Origin of the sequence: Pseudonocardia sp. (assembly GCF_025465255.1) — a bacterium.
GTDB lineage: Bacteria > Actinomycetota > Actinomycetes > Mycobacteriales > Pseudonocardiaceae > Pseudonocardia.
On record NZ_JAODNI010000125.1, the window covers coordinates 1 to 14,668 of the forward strand.

Annotated in this window: 13 protein-coding genes, 1 tRNA gene and 1 pseudogene; 5 read left to right on the top strand and 10 right to left on the bottom strand. The window is 71.0% G+C overall.

Annotated features, from left to right (window positions below):
- The 8 genes and pseudogenes from JWP64_RS15565 to JWP64_RS15600 all read right to left on the bottom strand — a co-directional run.
- Positions 1 to 235: pseudogene (locus JWP64_RS15565) on the bottom strand (IS701 family transposase); the annotation flags it as partial.
- A 57-nt stretch (positions 236 to 292) separates the two neighbouring features.
- Positions 293 to 559, bottom strand: a complete 267-nt coding sequence (locus JWP64_RS15570; RefSeq protein ID WP_297497109.1) for a hypothetical protein — start codon at positions 557 to 559, stop codon at positions 293 to 295.
- A gap of 186 nt (positions 560 to 745) precedes the next feature.
- Entirely contained in the window at positions 746 to 2,035 is a 1,290-nt protein-coding gene (locus JWP64_RS15575) for a site-specific integrase (protein WP_297497111.1), read from the bottom strand.
- Positions 2,036 to 2,082: 47 nt separating this feature from the next.
- Positions 2,083 to 2,157, bottom strand: a tRNA-Ile gene (locus JWP64_RS15580).
- A 203-nt stretch (positions 2,158 to 2,360) separates the two neighbouring features.
- On the bottom strand, positions 2,361 to 2,798 hold the full coding sequence (locus JWP64_RS15585) for an SRPBCC family protein (protein WP_297497113.1): 438 nt from the start codon (positions 2,796 to 2,798) through the stop codon (positions 2,361 to 2,363).
- A gap of 1,202 nt (positions 2,799 to 4,000) precedes the next feature.
- Complete coding sequence (locus JWP64_RS15590; protein WP_297497116.1) at positions 4,001 to 4,174, bottom strand: hypothetical protein; 174 nt, start codon at positions 4,172 to 4,174, stop codon at positions 4,001 to 4,003.
- Between the two features lie 469 nt (positions 4,175 to 4,643).
- Positions 4,644 to 4,877: a hypothetical protein gene (locus tag JWP64_RS15595; protein ID WP_297497118.1), complete on the bottom strand. Its 234-nt coding sequence runs from the start codon at positions 4,875 to 4,877 to the stop codon at positions 4,644 to 4,646.
- Positions 4,878 to 4,972: 95 nt separating this feature from the next.
- A complete protein-coding gene (locus JWP64_RS15600; protein WP_297497120.1) occupies positions 4,973 to 6,166 on the bottom strand; it encodes a DoxX family protein in 1,194 nt (397 codons plus the stop codon).
- Positions 6,167 to 6,277: 111 nt separating this feature from the next.
- On the opposite strand from JWP64_RS15600, the gene JWP64_RS15605 reads away from it, so the two are divergent.
- From JWP64_RS15605 to JWP64_RS15615, 3 genes are read left to right on the top strand one after another with little or no spacing between them, the layout of a single operon-like run.
- Positions 6,278 to 7,231 carry an ROK family protein gene (locus JWP64_RS15605; protein WP_297497122.1) on the top strand — a complete coding sequence of 318 codons (954 nt, stop codon included), beginning with the start codon at positions 6,278 to 6,280 and terminating at the stop codon, positions 7,229 to 7,231.
- Between the two features lie 25 nt (positions 7,232 to 7,256).
- The gene (locus JWP64_RS15610) at positions 7,257 to 8,978 is read left to right on the top strand and encodes an alkaline phosphatase D family protein (RefSeq protein WP_297497124.1); all 1,722 of its coding nucleotides are present in this window, start codon (positions 7,257 to 7,259) and stop codon (positions 8,976 to 8,978) included.
- Complete coding sequence (locus JWP64_RS15615) at positions 8,975 to 9,538, top strand: GNAT family protein (RefSeq protein WP_297497126.1); 564 nt, start codon at positions 8,975 to 8,977, stop codon at positions 9,536 to 9,538. The genes JWP64_RS15610 and JWP64_RS15615 overlap by 4 nt, the downstream gene beginning before the upstream one ends.
- 70 nt (positions 9,539 to 9,608) lie before the next feature.
- Here JWP64_RS15615 and JWP64_RS15620 read toward each other — a convergent pair whose 3' ends face one another.
- Both JWP64_RS15620 and JWP64_RS15625 read right to left on the bottom strand, forming a co-directional pair.
- On the bottom strand, positions 9,609 to 10,316 hold the full coding sequence (locus JWP64_RS15620; RefSeq protein WP_297497128.1) for a TetR/AcrR family transcriptional regulator: 708 nt from the start codon (positions 10,314 to 10,316) through the stop codon (positions 9,609 to 9,611).
- 319 nt (positions 10,317 to 10,635) lie between these two features.
- On the bottom strand, positions 10,636 to 11,406 hold the full coding sequence (locus JWP64_RS15625) for a maleylpyruvate isomerase family mycothiol-dependent enzyme (RefSeq protein WP_297497130.1): 771 nt from the start codon (positions 11,404 to 11,406) through the stop codon (positions 10,636 to 10,638).
- A 67-nt stretch (positions 11,407 to 11,473) separates the two neighbouring features.
- Between JWP64_RS15625 and JWP64_RS15630 the strand changes: the two genes are divergently transcribed.
- Both JWP64_RS15630 and icmF read left to right on the top strand, forming a co-directional pair.
- On the top strand, positions 11,474 to 11,773 hold the full coding sequence (locus JWP64_RS15630; protein WP_297497133.1) for a hypothetical protein: 300 nt from the start codon (positions 11,474 to 11,476) through the stop codon (positions 11,771 to 11,773).
- Between the two features lie 132 nt (positions 11,774 to 11,905).
- On the top strand, positions 11,906 to 14,668 hold a 2,763-nt coding region (gene icmF / locus JWP64_RS15635; RefSeq protein WP_297497136.1), incomplete at its 3' end, for a fused isobutyryl-CoA mutase/GTPase IcmF.

The following is a 14,668-nucleotide window of genomic DNA, read 5'->3' on the forward strand; positions in this document are numbered from 1 at the left end:
CGTCACGAACCCCATCGACATCCCAGGTGGCGGCGTTGAGCAGGCGCTGCATCCCGTCCGGCGTCGCATCCCCGGCCACCTCAGCCAGCGTCCACCCGTTCTTCCCGGCCAACGGCGCCAGCAGTCCACGCACGTACGCCCGCGCCCGACGCCTCGGCTCCGCACGAAAGAACCGGCCGGCCACCAGCCCGAACAACCCGTCCAGGCCACCCGCCCACGCCTCGAGATCCTCCACCGTCTCCACAAGATCAGAGCCTATCGGAAGATCACCTAACGAAGTGCGGCTGGAGTACTAGGCCCTCACGGCCGCCAGGCCCCGCCACCGCGCCGCCACTCCGCCACTCCGCCACTCCGCCACGAGCGTCCCGTTCGACTCGGTGTCCCACTCGGTCTCGTCGCTCCCAGCCTGGGCGTACAGCTGCTCGGCGGTGAGCGCATCGGCCTCGGCCACGTCGGCGACGGTGAGCACCCCGGCGGGGTCGACGAGGACTCCGGCGGCGGTGCGGCAGGCCTTCAAGGTGCACAAGTCCAGCCACACCGGCGGCATCCGCCGGGTCACCGACCTGGACCTCTACTCGCTGAGCCGCACGGGCGTCGGCAGCCAGATCGCCGGCCGCGGGCTCCCCTGGGGCTACGCCCCGGACGGGTCCGTCGCGGTCTGTTCACCGTCACTGGTCAGCGTAGGAAGGCTGCTCATCGGGGCCTGCCGTGGATCACCCGACTCCCCCTCCAGCGGGACGAGGGGTCAACGGTCGAGCCACGCGGCATCCATGACTGCTGCGCCTGCAGGGTGGAGCTCCCCTCGGGCAACGTAGATATCGGTGAGAGTGCTGATCTTCGCGTGGCCGGTGAGGTCGGCCTTCTGGCGGTCGGTGAGGACGCCGGAGTCGTGCCAGATCGTGGCTGCGGTCTTGCGGAAGGTATGGCTGGTGACCGGCCATTCCATGCCCGCCGCCTGGCGGGCGTCGCGGATGTAGGTCGACATGTTGTTCGGGTCCTTCCAATTCAGGCCGCCGTCCCGGCCTGCTGCCGGGAAGACCGGCGTCTCCGCGCCGAAGAAGGTCCGGCGCTTGAGCATCTCCACCACGAACTGCGGAAGCGGGACGATCCGCAACGAGGACGCTGTCTTGCCGCTGTGGCGGTGGAGGCCCTTCCCACGGTGGCGGACGATGTTGCCGGTGATCGCGACGATCGGGACGGCGCGAAGCTTGTCGCCCTCGGCAACCGGAACGCCCTCGAGGTCAAGATCGCAGGGGCGTATCGCCAATGCCTCGCCGATGCGAACGCCGGTTCCGAGCATGAAGGTCACAATGTCCGGGAGATCGCGGCGGCGAGCGCTCGCCTGTGCGCGTGCCTCCTCCCTGTCCTGAGACTCCCCCGCCATCCACGCCAGGAAGTTCCGTCGCTCCTGGGCCGTCAGCGCGCGGGCCGGCTTTGAGCCGCCTTCGATCGGGTCGAGGTGGCGGACTGGGTTGTCGCGGAGCGCCTCGTGCTTCACAGCCAGCCGCAGAATCTGCGACACGACCGTACGGGCCGTCTTTCGGGACTGAGCCCCGTGTGCTGGAGCAAGGCTCGCGAAGAAGGCATCGAGACGCCCGACGGTGACCTCCCGCAGCCGCCACTGCCCCATCGCCGGCAAGACGACCGAATGAAGGCGCTGCCGGTACGTGTCCGCCGTCGTTGCGGCGCGGGTGCCTTCGGCGACCTGAGCGTCCAGCTTGGCCAACCACATCAGCGCGGCCCGCTCGACGGTGTCGGTCGGTCGGAGCGGCTGCGCCGGCGATCCCATCCGGTTCTGCAGATCGTCCTGCAGAGCAGTCATGGCAGCCGTCTTCGTCGGGCCCACCCGCTTGATCTGACGGGTCACGCCATCGAAGTCTCGGAAGCGGGTGTGGGCGAGGTAGACGCCGGCCCGCCGCGGGTGGATCTTCACCGAGATGGCGCCATGTGTACCCATGTCCAGCGGTGGTCGCGCCATCGCCCGGCTCCCGGTTTCCGTGATGTTTCCGTGAACATCGATCTTGTGATCGACCACGGCTCACGAGCTACCATACCGCTGAGCTGCGACAACACGTTTCACTGTGGGGCAGGTGGGGCTCGAACCCACGACCTGACGGATTATGAGTCCGCTGCTCTGACCAACTGAGCTACTGCCCCGTCGCCCAGGTTAGCGACCCCGCTCGACGGCCGGATCAGCCAGGTGGGGCGCCGCGACGCGCCCCGAAGCGCGTCGCGGGGCGCGCCGCAGCCACTCGATGGCCATGATTCCGGTCCACTCCTCGGCGCTGAACGCGTCAGCGTTGGAGCACCGCGGGTAGCCGTCGAGGCGCGGAGTCGAGAACGATCGGACCGACGTTGAGCTACTTTCCGAAGCGCTCCTGCAGCGCCGCGATGCCCGCGCCGTAGACGCCGTTGGCGAACAGGTCGGTGAGCATCTCCTCGTCCGCTCCTTCAGCGTCGAACTCCGACCACCACTCGACGAACGCCTGGCCGGTGTCCGTCACGGGGGCGACGCGGACGGTCGAGACGTAGCGGCGGCAGCCGAACGGGTTCTCGTCGATGAATGTGTAGGTGTAGCTGCGGTCCGCGTCGTCGAGGGTGATCAGCTTCTCGGTGACGACGCCACCGTCACCGAGGGTCAGCCGCCGCACCGCGCCGACGGTGCCCTCGGAGCCCGCGGTCAGCTCGCTGCTCTCGATGGCCGCCAGCCATGCCGGCAGCCCGTCGAACTCGCGGACCACCTCCCACACTTCGTCGGCGGACGCGGGAACGACTCCACTGGCATAAGGACGAGGCATCATCGGCTCCTTGGTGTACGGATGTTCTCGAACGCTAGCGCCCCCGCGGCCATCTGGGCGTCGGTGCGGGAGGCGAGCCGGGAGATCGACCTGTCCCGCTGTTCAGGAACGCCTGGGACGGATGACGGGCGGGGCGAGCGGCGGCAGACCGTCGAACCAGACCTTCTCCTCCTCGACCAGCCACGCGGGCCGCGGGTGTTCCGCGCCGCCCGAACGGGCACCGCCACCGCCGGGAAAGAACGGCACACCGGGCTGTCCCGCACGCCCTTCCGCCACACCCCGAGGACCGGCGGGCGTCGGCTCGACAGGTGGTGAGACCGCCGCAGACCGACGGCTCAGTTCGTTGGCCGCCTCGCCTTCCGGGGAGAGGCGGGTGCTCCATGGGGTTACCGGGGTCCAGCCACTGCCACCCGGTGACCGGGTGACGCCGACCGCGCCGCCCGGACCCGGCGTGGGGCGCGATCCGCCGGGAAGTCGCGCCGCTGCCGGCGAGCCCAGGCCGGCTGCGGGAGCCCCCACCCCCGGTCGTCCCGGCGGACACGCCGTGCGGCGGAAGATCGACGTTGGGCAGGCTTCCTGTTCCGCGTCCCCGCCCGGCCTGTGCGGTGACGCCGGCCGTGCCGCCTCCCCGTGCGTTCGGCGTTTCCTGTCGCGACGACGCCCGGTCCGAACGGCGCCGCCGGTCCGGTCGGGCCGACACTCGTTCCCCCTGGGCCGGGGGGTCCAGTGATGCCACTGGGGCCACACCGTCACCGCCTCCGGCCGGCATCGCGCTCTGTCCCGATCCGGCGCCGAGCACATCAGCACTGTGCATCCCGACCGAGCCGGGGTCGCCCAGGGCCGGGCCGGAAGCTGACGTGGCGTCCACCATGTTCGGGGTCGCGGCCGGCGGAGGATCGAAGGGCCGGAACGCCTGGTCGAGGTTCCAGCTCGTGTTGCTCTGGTAGAGGTTCGCCGCCTCCACGGCGGACGGCTGGTTCCTGTCCGACGCGAACGAGGTCGCCGGAACCGCCGGGTCGCGCCGGAACCTCTTCAGCGCCTCTCGACGTCCGCACCCGGGCGTGGTATTCGGCCTGGTCCCCCAGTGCCCGCGCGGCCATGGCCGCCTGCGCGGCACCGTGGTCACCCTGTGCCGCGACGCTCTCGATGAAGCGCCGGCTCGCATCGGCCGCCTCACCCTCGCTCGCGGCCTGCGCGGCCGACTACGCCGACCGCACCCGCTCTGCCGTCCTCTCGATCTGCTCGCCCAACGCCCGGTAGGCCGCCACCGAGTCCTCGATGACGCCGACGCCCGGCCCGTTCAGAACGGGATCGCGGAGATCTTCCAGCGGAAGGGCGTCGAAGGACAGGTGGGTCTTCGGACACTCGCCGGGCATCGGGTCTCCTCGGTGCTCAGCGGAGCGGGGGAAGGTTGGAGAGGCGGCCATAGCGCGGGAGCGGGCGCGGGGATCGGGGTCGCGGATTCGGTAGGCAACAAGCTGTTCGCGGAGCGCATCCCGGACAGATTCGACTGAATCAACCAGGCGGTCATCCATTGCTCAGCACGACCAGCCATCACCTCGGAGCACTCGGCCAGGTTGGCGCTGATCCGGTCGAGAGATGGCGGAGCGAATTGAAATTGCAGACCCGCCGAAAACGACTTGCGTAGCGCACCGATCGTGGCCGTCAACTCCTCGATGCACGCCTGTGCCTTCTCCGGATCGACCCGGAACCCCGGAACCGCCCCACCCGGCCCCGGCCCCGGCCCCGGCCGCAGAGTCAGCTCGATCGCCGCGCGCGACTCCGAGAGATCGTCGAGCACCTTCTGGCCAGCCGGTGATCGATCCCGTGGCCGTTCGCTGAAACTCAGTCGTCGTCGCGGAGCCTGTACTCGCCGCCGTGCCCGGCGACCTCGTGCAGGTCGTAGTGGTGGACGATCTTCGGGCCGTCGTGCAGGTGGACGTGCCGGATCGTCGCCGGCACCTCCGCCTCGGCGGGACGCGTCTCGGTGCGTCCGTCGAGCGGGCCGCCGACGTACCAGTAGACGTCGTGGGACTCGTCGAGCCCTCCGGCGTCGTTCTGGTCACCGTCCGTCGTCACGACAGGCACGGTACGCACCACGGCGGGTGAACGCACGACATGACTCGGCCCCGCCACCGGACACGGGGTGGCGGGGCCGATGCTCACCTGAACGCTCAGCCGACGGCGCCGACGCGCTTCTTCGCGTCCTGCGCCAGCCCGCGGGCCGCCTTGGCGCTGGCGAGACCGGCGTCGGAGGCGCGTGCGGCGACGTCACCGCCGAACTTCGCGGCCTGCGCTCCGGCCTGCGCCGCCAGTGCGGAGAGCTGGTCGGCGTAGGCGGGAGCCTTCTTGCGGGCGATCTTCGCGGCCCTGTTGGCCTGCTTCTCCCACTCCGCGCGCTTCTTCTCGGCGGCCTTCGTCCAGCGGGCGCCCTGCTTGTCCGCGAGCTTCTCCCACTCGGCGCCGCGCTTGTCGACGACCTTCTGGAGCTTCGCGCCGCGCTTCTCGGCCTTCTTCTGGGCCTTCGCGGCACGCTTGGTCAGCTCGACGCCCCAGGTCGAGGCGCGGTCCGAGGCGACTGCGCCCAGCCCGGCGGCTCGTGCCTTCACGACCGGCGCCTTCTCCGCGACCGTCCCGGCGACCGCACCGCCCAGCTCGGCGGCACGCGCGGCCACCATCGGCGCCCGGTCGGTGACCGCCCCGCCGAGGACCGAGGCGCGACCGGCGAGGTCGGCACCGGCGGCGGACGCCTTGGTCGCGATCTCCGAGCCCTTGGACGACGCGAGACCCGCCAGGCCGGATCCCTTCGACGAGCCGGCCGCGGCGGCGCTGCTACCGAGACCGACCAGGCCCGCGGCGACCCCGGACACGGTCTCGGCCAGCTCGTGGCCGGTGGAGGAGATCGCGTTGGTCTGCCGCTCGACGGCCTTGGACGCCAGCTTCGCGGCCCGCTTGCTCCGCCAGGCCACCGACGGTTTCCCGCCGGTGTCCGCCGCAGCGATCATGAGGCCGCCGAGCAGGCCGACGTTCTTGAAGAAGTGGATCTGCTGGGCCTGCTTGGCCTCCGGGTCCGACTCCTCCCAGAACCGGTGGGCGGCGAGCGTGGTCGGGACGATCGAGGAGGCGAGCGCGACGGACGCCAGGCGGGGAGCCTTGCCCAGCGCGAGGAGGGAGCCCGCCGCGATCTTCACGACCCCGTCGATCTTGACCAGTGTCTCGTTGTCCGGCAGCTTCTCGATCGGCGCGACCTCCACCACCTTGTCGAGGGCCGGCGCTGCGTAGTCGAGTACGGGCTTGGCGGCCTCCGCATGCGCCTGGGAGTAGCGCAGGGAGTTGATGCCGCCCTGGATGAAGATGGCCGCCAACATGGGACGGGCCACACGACGCAACAAAGGCATGGGGCGACATTCCCCGGATGCCGCACCTGTCAAACCCGTTGCGGGTTGGCATGCGCCGGGTGGTACCGGAATCATGCCCGCGTGAGCAACGCGCGACGGGCGATAGGTCTGGACATCGGCGGCACCAAGATCGCGGGAGCGGTGGTGGCCGAGGACGGCTCGATGCTGGCCGAGCTCACCGAGCCGACGCCCGACGTGTCCGACGCCGCGACGATGACCGCCCTGCTCCTCGAGATGGTCGAGAAGCTCCGGGCCCAGCACCCGGACGTCGTCGCCATCGGGGTGGGCGCGGCCGGCACCGTCGAATGGCCCACCGGGCGGATCCGCTGGGCGCCGAACAACGCCTACCGGGACTGGGAGATCCGCGCCGAGCTGGAGTCCGCGACCGGGCTGCCCGCCGTCGTGGACAACGACGCGAACGTCGCGGGCCTGGCCGAGGCCCGGTTGGGCGACACCCGGTGGTCGGACATGATCCTGGTGACGGTCGGCACCGGCGTCGGCAGCGGGATCGTCCTCGGCGGGAAGATCTACCGCGGTCCGCACGGCCTCGGCGCCGAGCTGGGGCACATCATCGTCAACCCGGACGGGCCGCGCTGCGGCTGCGGCAACTACGGCTGCCTCGAGGCGTACGCGTCGGGGACGGCGCTGACCCACATGGGCCGCGAGTCCGCGGCGGACGACCCGGACGGCCTCATCGCGACGCTCGCCCGCGAGGCCGGCGTCGAGGTCACGGGACAGACGGTCACCAAGGCCGCGCTGCAGGGCGACCTGGCCGCCCAGGAGCTGTTCGGACGGCTGGGCCGCTGGCTGGGCGTCGGCATCGCGTCCATGACGACGATCTTCGAGCTCGAGGCGGTCGTGATCGGCGGTGGGCTGGTGCACACCGGCGACCTGCTCCTGGGGCCGACCCGGCTGGCCGCGCGCGAGTTCGCCTACGCGCTCGAGGCGCGCCCGCTCGTCCCGGTGGTCCCGGGGACGTTCGGCAGCGACGCGGGCAAGATCGGTGCCGCGTTGCTCGCGCTCGACCACGCCTGATCCGTTCGCCCCATAGGGTGGCCGGGTGACTCTTGTGCTCGGACCGGTGCTCCGGCATGTCGGGGAGACCACCGCCACCGTCTGGGTGCAGACGGAGCAGAAGGCCCGCGTCGAGGTGCTGGGCTGCGCCGCGGACACCTTCGAGGTCTGCGGCCACCACTACGCCCTCGTCCCCGTCACCGGTCTCGAACCGGACTCGCGCATCCCCTACGAGGTGCACGTCGACGGCGCGAAGGTCTGGCCCCGGCCGAGCTCCCCGTTCCCGGACAGCGTCATCCCCACCCGCGGCCCACTGACGGCCGGGCACGCGCGGATCCTCTTCGGATCGTGCCGGTACGTGAAGGTGTCGGACCGCAAGCTGGCCGCCCTCTACGGCATCGACGCACTCGACGCCTACTCCGCGCGCCTCGCGAGCCGGCCCGTCGAGGAGCGGCCGACGGCACTGCTCCTGCTCGGGGACCAGGTCTACGCGGACGAGCTGACGCCCCAGACGCGTCGCCGGATCGCGGGCCGCCGGGACCGGCACCCGGACTGGCCGGACGACGAGATCGTGGGCTTCGACGAGTATGTCGGCCTCTACCGGGACTCCTGGTCGGACCCCGAGATCCGGTGGATCCTCTCGACCGTCCCCACCGCGATGATCTTCGACGACCACGACGTCCTGGACGATTGGAACACCTCGGCCGCGTGGCGGCGTCAGATGGCGCAGACGCCCTGGTGGAGGGACCGCATCCGCTCGGCGCTGGCGTCCTACTGGGTCTATCAGCACCTCGGCAACCTCCCGCCCGAGGAGCTGGAGGCGGACCCGGACTACCAGCGGGTGCTGAAGGCGGCCGGGGACGTCTGGCCCCTCCTCGTGGAGCTGGCGGACCGCGCGGACACCGAGGTCGACGGCGACAAGGCCCTACGGTTCTCCTTCCGCTGGGACATGGGGCGCAGCCGGCTCGTGATGATCGACTCGCGCAACGGCCGGATCCTCGACGACGAGCGCCACCTGATGGTCGGGAACCGCGAGTTCGCATGGATCGAGGAGCAGGCGACCACGCCCGGGGAGGTCGACCATCTGCTGCTCGGCACCTCCGTGCCCTGGTTGATGGCGCCCGCGCTCGGCGACCTCGAGACCGTGAACGAGATCGCCGCGGCCCGGCCGGGGTGGCGGGGGAAGCTCGGCGAGAAGCTCCGGCAGACCGCGGACCTGGAGCACTGGCCCGCGTTCCGGGAGTCGTTCGACCGCCTCACGCGGCTGGTGGGGCGGGTCGCGGCGGGCGAGGAGGGCCGAAGGCCACCGGCCACGGTCAGCGTATTGTCCGGTGACGTGCACCACAGTTACGCCGCGCGTGCGAACCTGCCGGACCTGCCGGCGGAGGCCGCGCGCGTGCATCAGCTCGTGTGCTCGCCGGTGCACAACGTCGTCCCGCTGCCCGTGCGGGTGGCGTTCCGATTGAGCTGGTCGCGCCTGGCCTGGCGGGTCACCCGCCGCTGGGCCTCGCACAACGGCGCTCCCGCACCGGGTCTGAGCTGGCGGAAGCTGGACAGCCCGATGTTCGGCAACCTGATCGCGACCCTGGTCGTCGACGGCCGCGACGCGGACGTGTTCTTCGAGAAGCCCCTCTCGGCCGCGAGCCTGTGCGAGCTCGGCCGATTCGACCTCACTGCGGAGGAGAAGCCGTTGAACGAGCTTGCAACCGGATCGTCGGCTCAGCTGCAGAGCCGAGCGCCGAGTTCGCGCAGCCAGGGAGAACGATGAGTTCGCTGGGACACGTGTCCGGGCCCGCGCTGCTCCGCGCGGACGACGTCCCCGAGACCGAGGGCACGGACGCGCTCGCCGGCCAGACCGTCGTCCTGCGCCCGACCGAGCCCCGCCACGTCGGCGAGTTCCTGGCGATCCTGCAGCACCCCGAGGTGGCGCGATGGTGGGCGGGGTACGACCTCGAGCGCGTCCGCCGGGAGCTCCTCGGACCGCACTGCTACGCCGTCGAGCTGGCCCGCGAGACCGTCGGCCTGATCATCTTCCACGAGGAGGACGACCCGGACTACCGGCACGCGGGCCTCGACGTCGCCCTGCACCCGGACGCGCACGGCCAGGGCCTCGGCGCGGACGCCGTGCGCGCGCTCGCCCGCTACCTCTTCGACGTACGGGGCCACCACCGAATCGTGATCGACCCCGCCGCGACGAACGAACGCGCGATCCGGAGCTACCGGCGCGTCGGATTCCGGGACGTCGGCGTGATGCGCCGCTACGAGCGCGGCGGCGACGGCACCTGGCACGACGGCCTGCTCATGGACCTCCTGCGCGAGGACCTCTGACTCAGGCCACGCCGCCAGACACGACCTCACCGTCCCCGCACGGCAACAGCCCGCAGGTCAAAGATCAGGCTCAGGACTCCTCGGCGAGGGCCGCCAGGCCGCCGACCAGCAGGTCCAGCCCGAAGCGGAAGCGCTCGTCGGCATCGCCCTTGGCCAGCAGCGGCAGTAACCCGACGAAGGTGGGGAACCGCTCCGGCGGCAGGCTCGCGAAGTACGTCGCCACCTGCCGGTAGTAGTGCGCGGGATCCTGTCCCTCGCCGGCCTTGCGGTCCTCGACGATCGCGCCCTCGACCGCGCTCGCGCTGACGTAGAGCCCGACGACGTCCACGGCCCACGCGACGGCCTGGTCCGGCACGCCGCCCATCCGGAGCAGGACCATCGTCACCTCCGCGAGGCGCATCGAGCTCGGCCCGAGCGGGACCGATCCGAGCGCCACCCGGGCGATGTCCCGGTAGCGCTGCATCGCCGCGCGGGAGTCCATCCAGAGCTGCGTGACCTGCTCGCGCCAGCGCGCGGGGTCCGGCTCCGGCAGCGGGATCTCGGCCGCGACCTCGTCGAAGAGCAGTTCCAGCAGCTCGTCCTTGTGCGCGACGTGCGCGTAGAGCGAGGCCGGGCCCGTCCCGAGCTCGGACGCGACCCGCCGCATGCTCACGCCGTCGATGCCGTCCGCCCGCAGCACGCCGAGTGCCGCGTCGACGATCGTCTCCCGGCTCAGTGACCGGCGGGTGACGTCCTTGCGGGGCGTCCGCCAGGGAGGTTCGGGCATGTCCGTGCTCACGGCACCGATTCTACTTGACTCGAACATCGTTCGTGGATAGAACACCGTTCGGTTCACGAACGCCGTTCGCTCCCCGCTCGTCGAACCGGCGTTGTTCCGGGCACGGGCGTTCTCCGGGGCATGGTCGTGGGTCTGGTGTTCCTCGGCGGGATGACCGGGTTCGCCCTGACGCTCGAGCTCTACCTGCAGCTCGGGCTGGGGTTCACACCGCTCGCGGCCGGGCTGACGCGCCCGGTCCGACGACTCCGAGCCCGTTCTCGCAGCTCAGGCCCAGCTGTGAGTGCGCAGCCTCGTTCTAGCGAGGCTGCGCGCGCACAGGTCAGAAGGAGGTGCGGGCGAGCCAGTCGGTGAGGACGTCCGCCTCCCCGACGACCTGCAGGCGCCGGTCGTCGGCCGGGAGGCGGCCGAGCATCATCGGATAGAGCACGGCCGCGGGGCCGCGGACGGCGACCGAGCCCTTCGCGTGCCCCGGCTCCCAGGAGACGAGCCCGCCGGCGGGGCGGATCATCCACTCCCCCGCCTCGTCGAGGCCGTCGTCCGTGGCGTGCAGGTGCAGGGTCCTGCCCTCGTCGAGCAGCGGGCCGGGGTTGCCGGGGCGCTCCGTGGTGAGGAGGTCCAGCCACTCCGAGATCCCGTCGGCCGCCAGCCACGGTTCGAGGTCGACGTCCCGGTTCATCGCGAGCGCGAGGTCCGCACGGTGCCCGGTCTCCTCGTGCAGGCGGCGCCGGATCCACCACGCCGCGGGCTTCGGGCCGGTGAACGTCCAGATCGGAGTGTCCTCACCGGCGCGGTCCACGGCGTCGAGCACCGCCTGCGCACCGGCCCGCAGCCACTCGTCGAGACCCTGCGGGTCGCCGGGCGGCTTGCCGTCCGGGACCTTGCGCGGGTCCAGCACCTCGGTGGCCCGGGCGCCGATCATCGTGGCGGCCCAGCGGTGACCGCGCCCCACGTGCGCGGAAAGTTTCGCCACCGTCCAGCCCGGGCAGGTCGGGATGTCGATCTCCGGGTCGACGCCCCGGACGAGGTCCCTGAGCAGGGCGTTCTGCTCGATCAGCGCGGAGCGGTAGGCGGCGGTGCCCGGCTCGGTCATGGCCGTGAACCTAGCTCGTCCGCCGCGCGGACGCATACCTCTCGGCCAGGCGGGGTAAGGAATGGGCATGGGGCGGGAACACCACGACTGGACGAAGAACGGGCCGGGCCGGGCGCTGCTGTGGTGGCCGCTGATCTCCTTTCTGCTGATGGCGGTGTTCCCGGACGCCGGGATCGTCCCCGTCTTCCTCGCCGGCGCCGCGCTGGCACTGCTCGGTTTCGCGGCCCGCGCGCTGGTGCTGCTCCTGCGCCGTCACCTCCCCGAGGCCGCCGACGTGCGGCCGGTCGTCGCCACGCGGGAGATCGGCGCCGCCGCCGAGACCCCCGACGACGACACGGCCGAGGAGGACCACCGCCGGGCTGCCTGACACGTCACACCGTCTTCTCCCGGCGAACGGTTGTACGTCCGATACTAGGATGCCAAACTAAATCGGGCGGCCCGCTGGTCTTCGTCGACGAGCGCTGCGCCGCGCGACGGCAGTCCGGTAGGAGGAGCACTCATGGCCGAGTCGAACGAGCTCTACGTCCCGAGGAACCCGATCCGCTTCGTGACGGCGGCGAGCCTCTTCGACGGCCACGACGCCGCGATCAACATCATGCGGCGGATCCTGCAGCGCCAGGGGGCGGAGGTCATCCACCTCGGGCACAACCGGTCGGTCGACGAGGTCGTCACCGCGGCGATCCAGGAGGACGTCCAGGGCGTCGCCATCAGCTCCTACCAGGGCGGGCACGTCGAGTACTTCTCCTACCTGGTCGAGCTGCTGCGCGAGCGCGGCGCCGGCCACATCAAGGTCTACGGCGGTGGCGGCGGTGTCATCGTGCACGAGGAGATCGAGCTGCTGCACTCCCGCGGCGTCTCCCGCATCTTCTCCCCGGACGACGGCCAGAAGCTCGGCCTGCCGGGGATGATCAACCTGATGATCAGGGAGTGCGACACCGACCTGACGGCCGAGCCGCCGGCGTCGTACGACGGGCTGTTCACCGGCGAGCCGGCCACGCTGGCCCGCGCGCTCACCCTGGCCGAGACCGGCACACTGCCGAAGGAGATCCACGAGCGGGTCGCCGCGAACGAGCGACACGTCCCCGTCCTCGGCATCACCGGCACCGGCGGGTCCGGCAAGTCCTCGCTCACGGACGAGCTGGTCCGGCGCTTCCGGCTGGACCAGGAGGACAAGCTCCGGATCGCCGTCCTCGCCGTCGACCCGACCCGGCGCAGGGGCGGCGGCGCGTTGCTCGGGGACCGGATCCGGATGAACTCCCTGAACGGCGACCAGGTCTTCTTCCGCTCGCTCGCGACCCGCGGCAACGACGGCGGCAGCCTCCCCGAGCGTCTCGGCGACACGATCGCGGTGCTCAAGGCCGCCGGGTTCGACCTGGTCGTCGTCGAGACCCCGGGCATCGGCCAGGGCGACGCCGGCATCGTGCCGTTCGTCGACCGCTCGCTGTACGTGATGACGCCCGAGTTCGGCGCCGCGTCGCAGCTCGAGAAGATCGACATGCTGGACTTCGCGGACGTCGTCGCGATCAACAAGTTCGAGCGCCGCGGAGCGGACGACGCCCGGCGGGACGTGGGGCGCCAGCTCGTCCGCAACCGGGACGCGTTCGGCGAGAGCTGGGAGGACATGCCGGTCTACGGCACCTCCGCGGCGACCTTCAACGACGACGGAGTCACCGCGCTCTTCCAGCACCTCGGCGCACTGCTCGCGGAAGACGGCCTGACCCTGCAGGAGGGCCGCCTCGCCAAGGTGGACCGCAAGACGTCCACCGAGTACGCCGCCGTCATCCCGCCCGAGCGCGTGCGCTACCTCGCCGAGATCGCCGACACCGTCCGGAGCTACCACGCCGACACCGAGTCCCAGGCCACGGCCGCGCGGACCCGGCAGCACCTGCGCACCGCGCGCGAGATCGTGGGCGACTCCGTCGAGGAGGCGCTGACCAAGGCCGAGAAGGCGCTGCCCGGCGAGGCGTCGGAGCTGCTGGACAGCTGGCCCCAGGTCGTCGAGGACTACTCGGGCGACGAGCTCGTCGTGAAGATCCGGGACAAGGAGCTCCGCACCCAGCTCACCAAGGAGACGCTGTCCGGCAACAAGATCCGCCGGGTCTCGCTGCCGAAGTACACCGAGGACGCGGAGCTGCTGCGCTTCCTGCGCAAGGAGAACCTGCCCGGGAGGTACCCCTTCACCGCGGGCGTCTTCCCGTTCAAGCGCGAGGGTGAGGACCCGGCGCGCATGTTCGCCGGCGAAGGCGACCCGTTCCGCACCAACCGGCGGTTCAAGTACCTGTCCTCGGACTCGGACGCCAAGCGCCTGTCGACGGCGTTCGACTCGGTGACGCTCTACGGGCACGACCCGGCGACCCGCCCCGACATCTACGGCAAGGTCGGCACGTCCGGCGTCTCGATCGCGACGCTCGAGGACATGAAGGCCCTCTACGACGGCTTCGACCTCTGCTCGCCGACGACGTCGGTCTCCATGACGATCAACGGCCCGGCGCCGACGATCCTCGCGTTCTTCCTGAACACGGCCGTGGACCAGCAGGTGGCGAAGTTCGTCGAGGAGGAGGGCCGGGAGCCGGACGAGGCCGAGCGCGAGGAGTTGACCGCGTTCGCCTTCGCGAATGTTCGCGGCACCGTCCAGGCGGACATCCTCAAGGAGGACCAGGGGCAGAACACCTGCATCTTCTCCACGGAGTTCTCGCTGCGGATGATGGCGGACATCCAGGAGTGGTTCATCGAGCACAAGGTGCGGAACTTCTACTCCGTCTCGATCTCCGGCTACCACATCGCCGAGGCCGGGGCGAACCCCATCAGCCAACTCGCGTTCACGCTCTCCAACGGCTTCACGTTCGTCGAGAGCTACCTCGCGCGCGGCATGGACATCGACGACTTCGCGCCCAACCTGTCGTTCTTCTTCTCCAACGGCATGGACGCCGAGTACTCGGTGATCGGCCGGGTCGCGCGGCGGATCTGGGCCGTGGCGATGCGGGAGCGCTACGGCGCGAACGAGCGCTCGCAGAAGCTGAAGTACCACGTGCAGACGAGCGGTAGGTCGCTGCACGCGCAGGAGATGAACTTCAACGACATCCGCACCACCCAGCAGGCCCTCAGCGCTCTCTACGACAACGCGAACTCGTTGCACACCAACGCCAACGACGAGGCGATCACCACGCCGACCGAGGCGTCGGTGCGCCGGGCGAGGGCGATCCAGCTGATCATCATCCGCGAGTGGGGCCTGTCGATGAACGAGAACCCGCTGCAGGGCTCG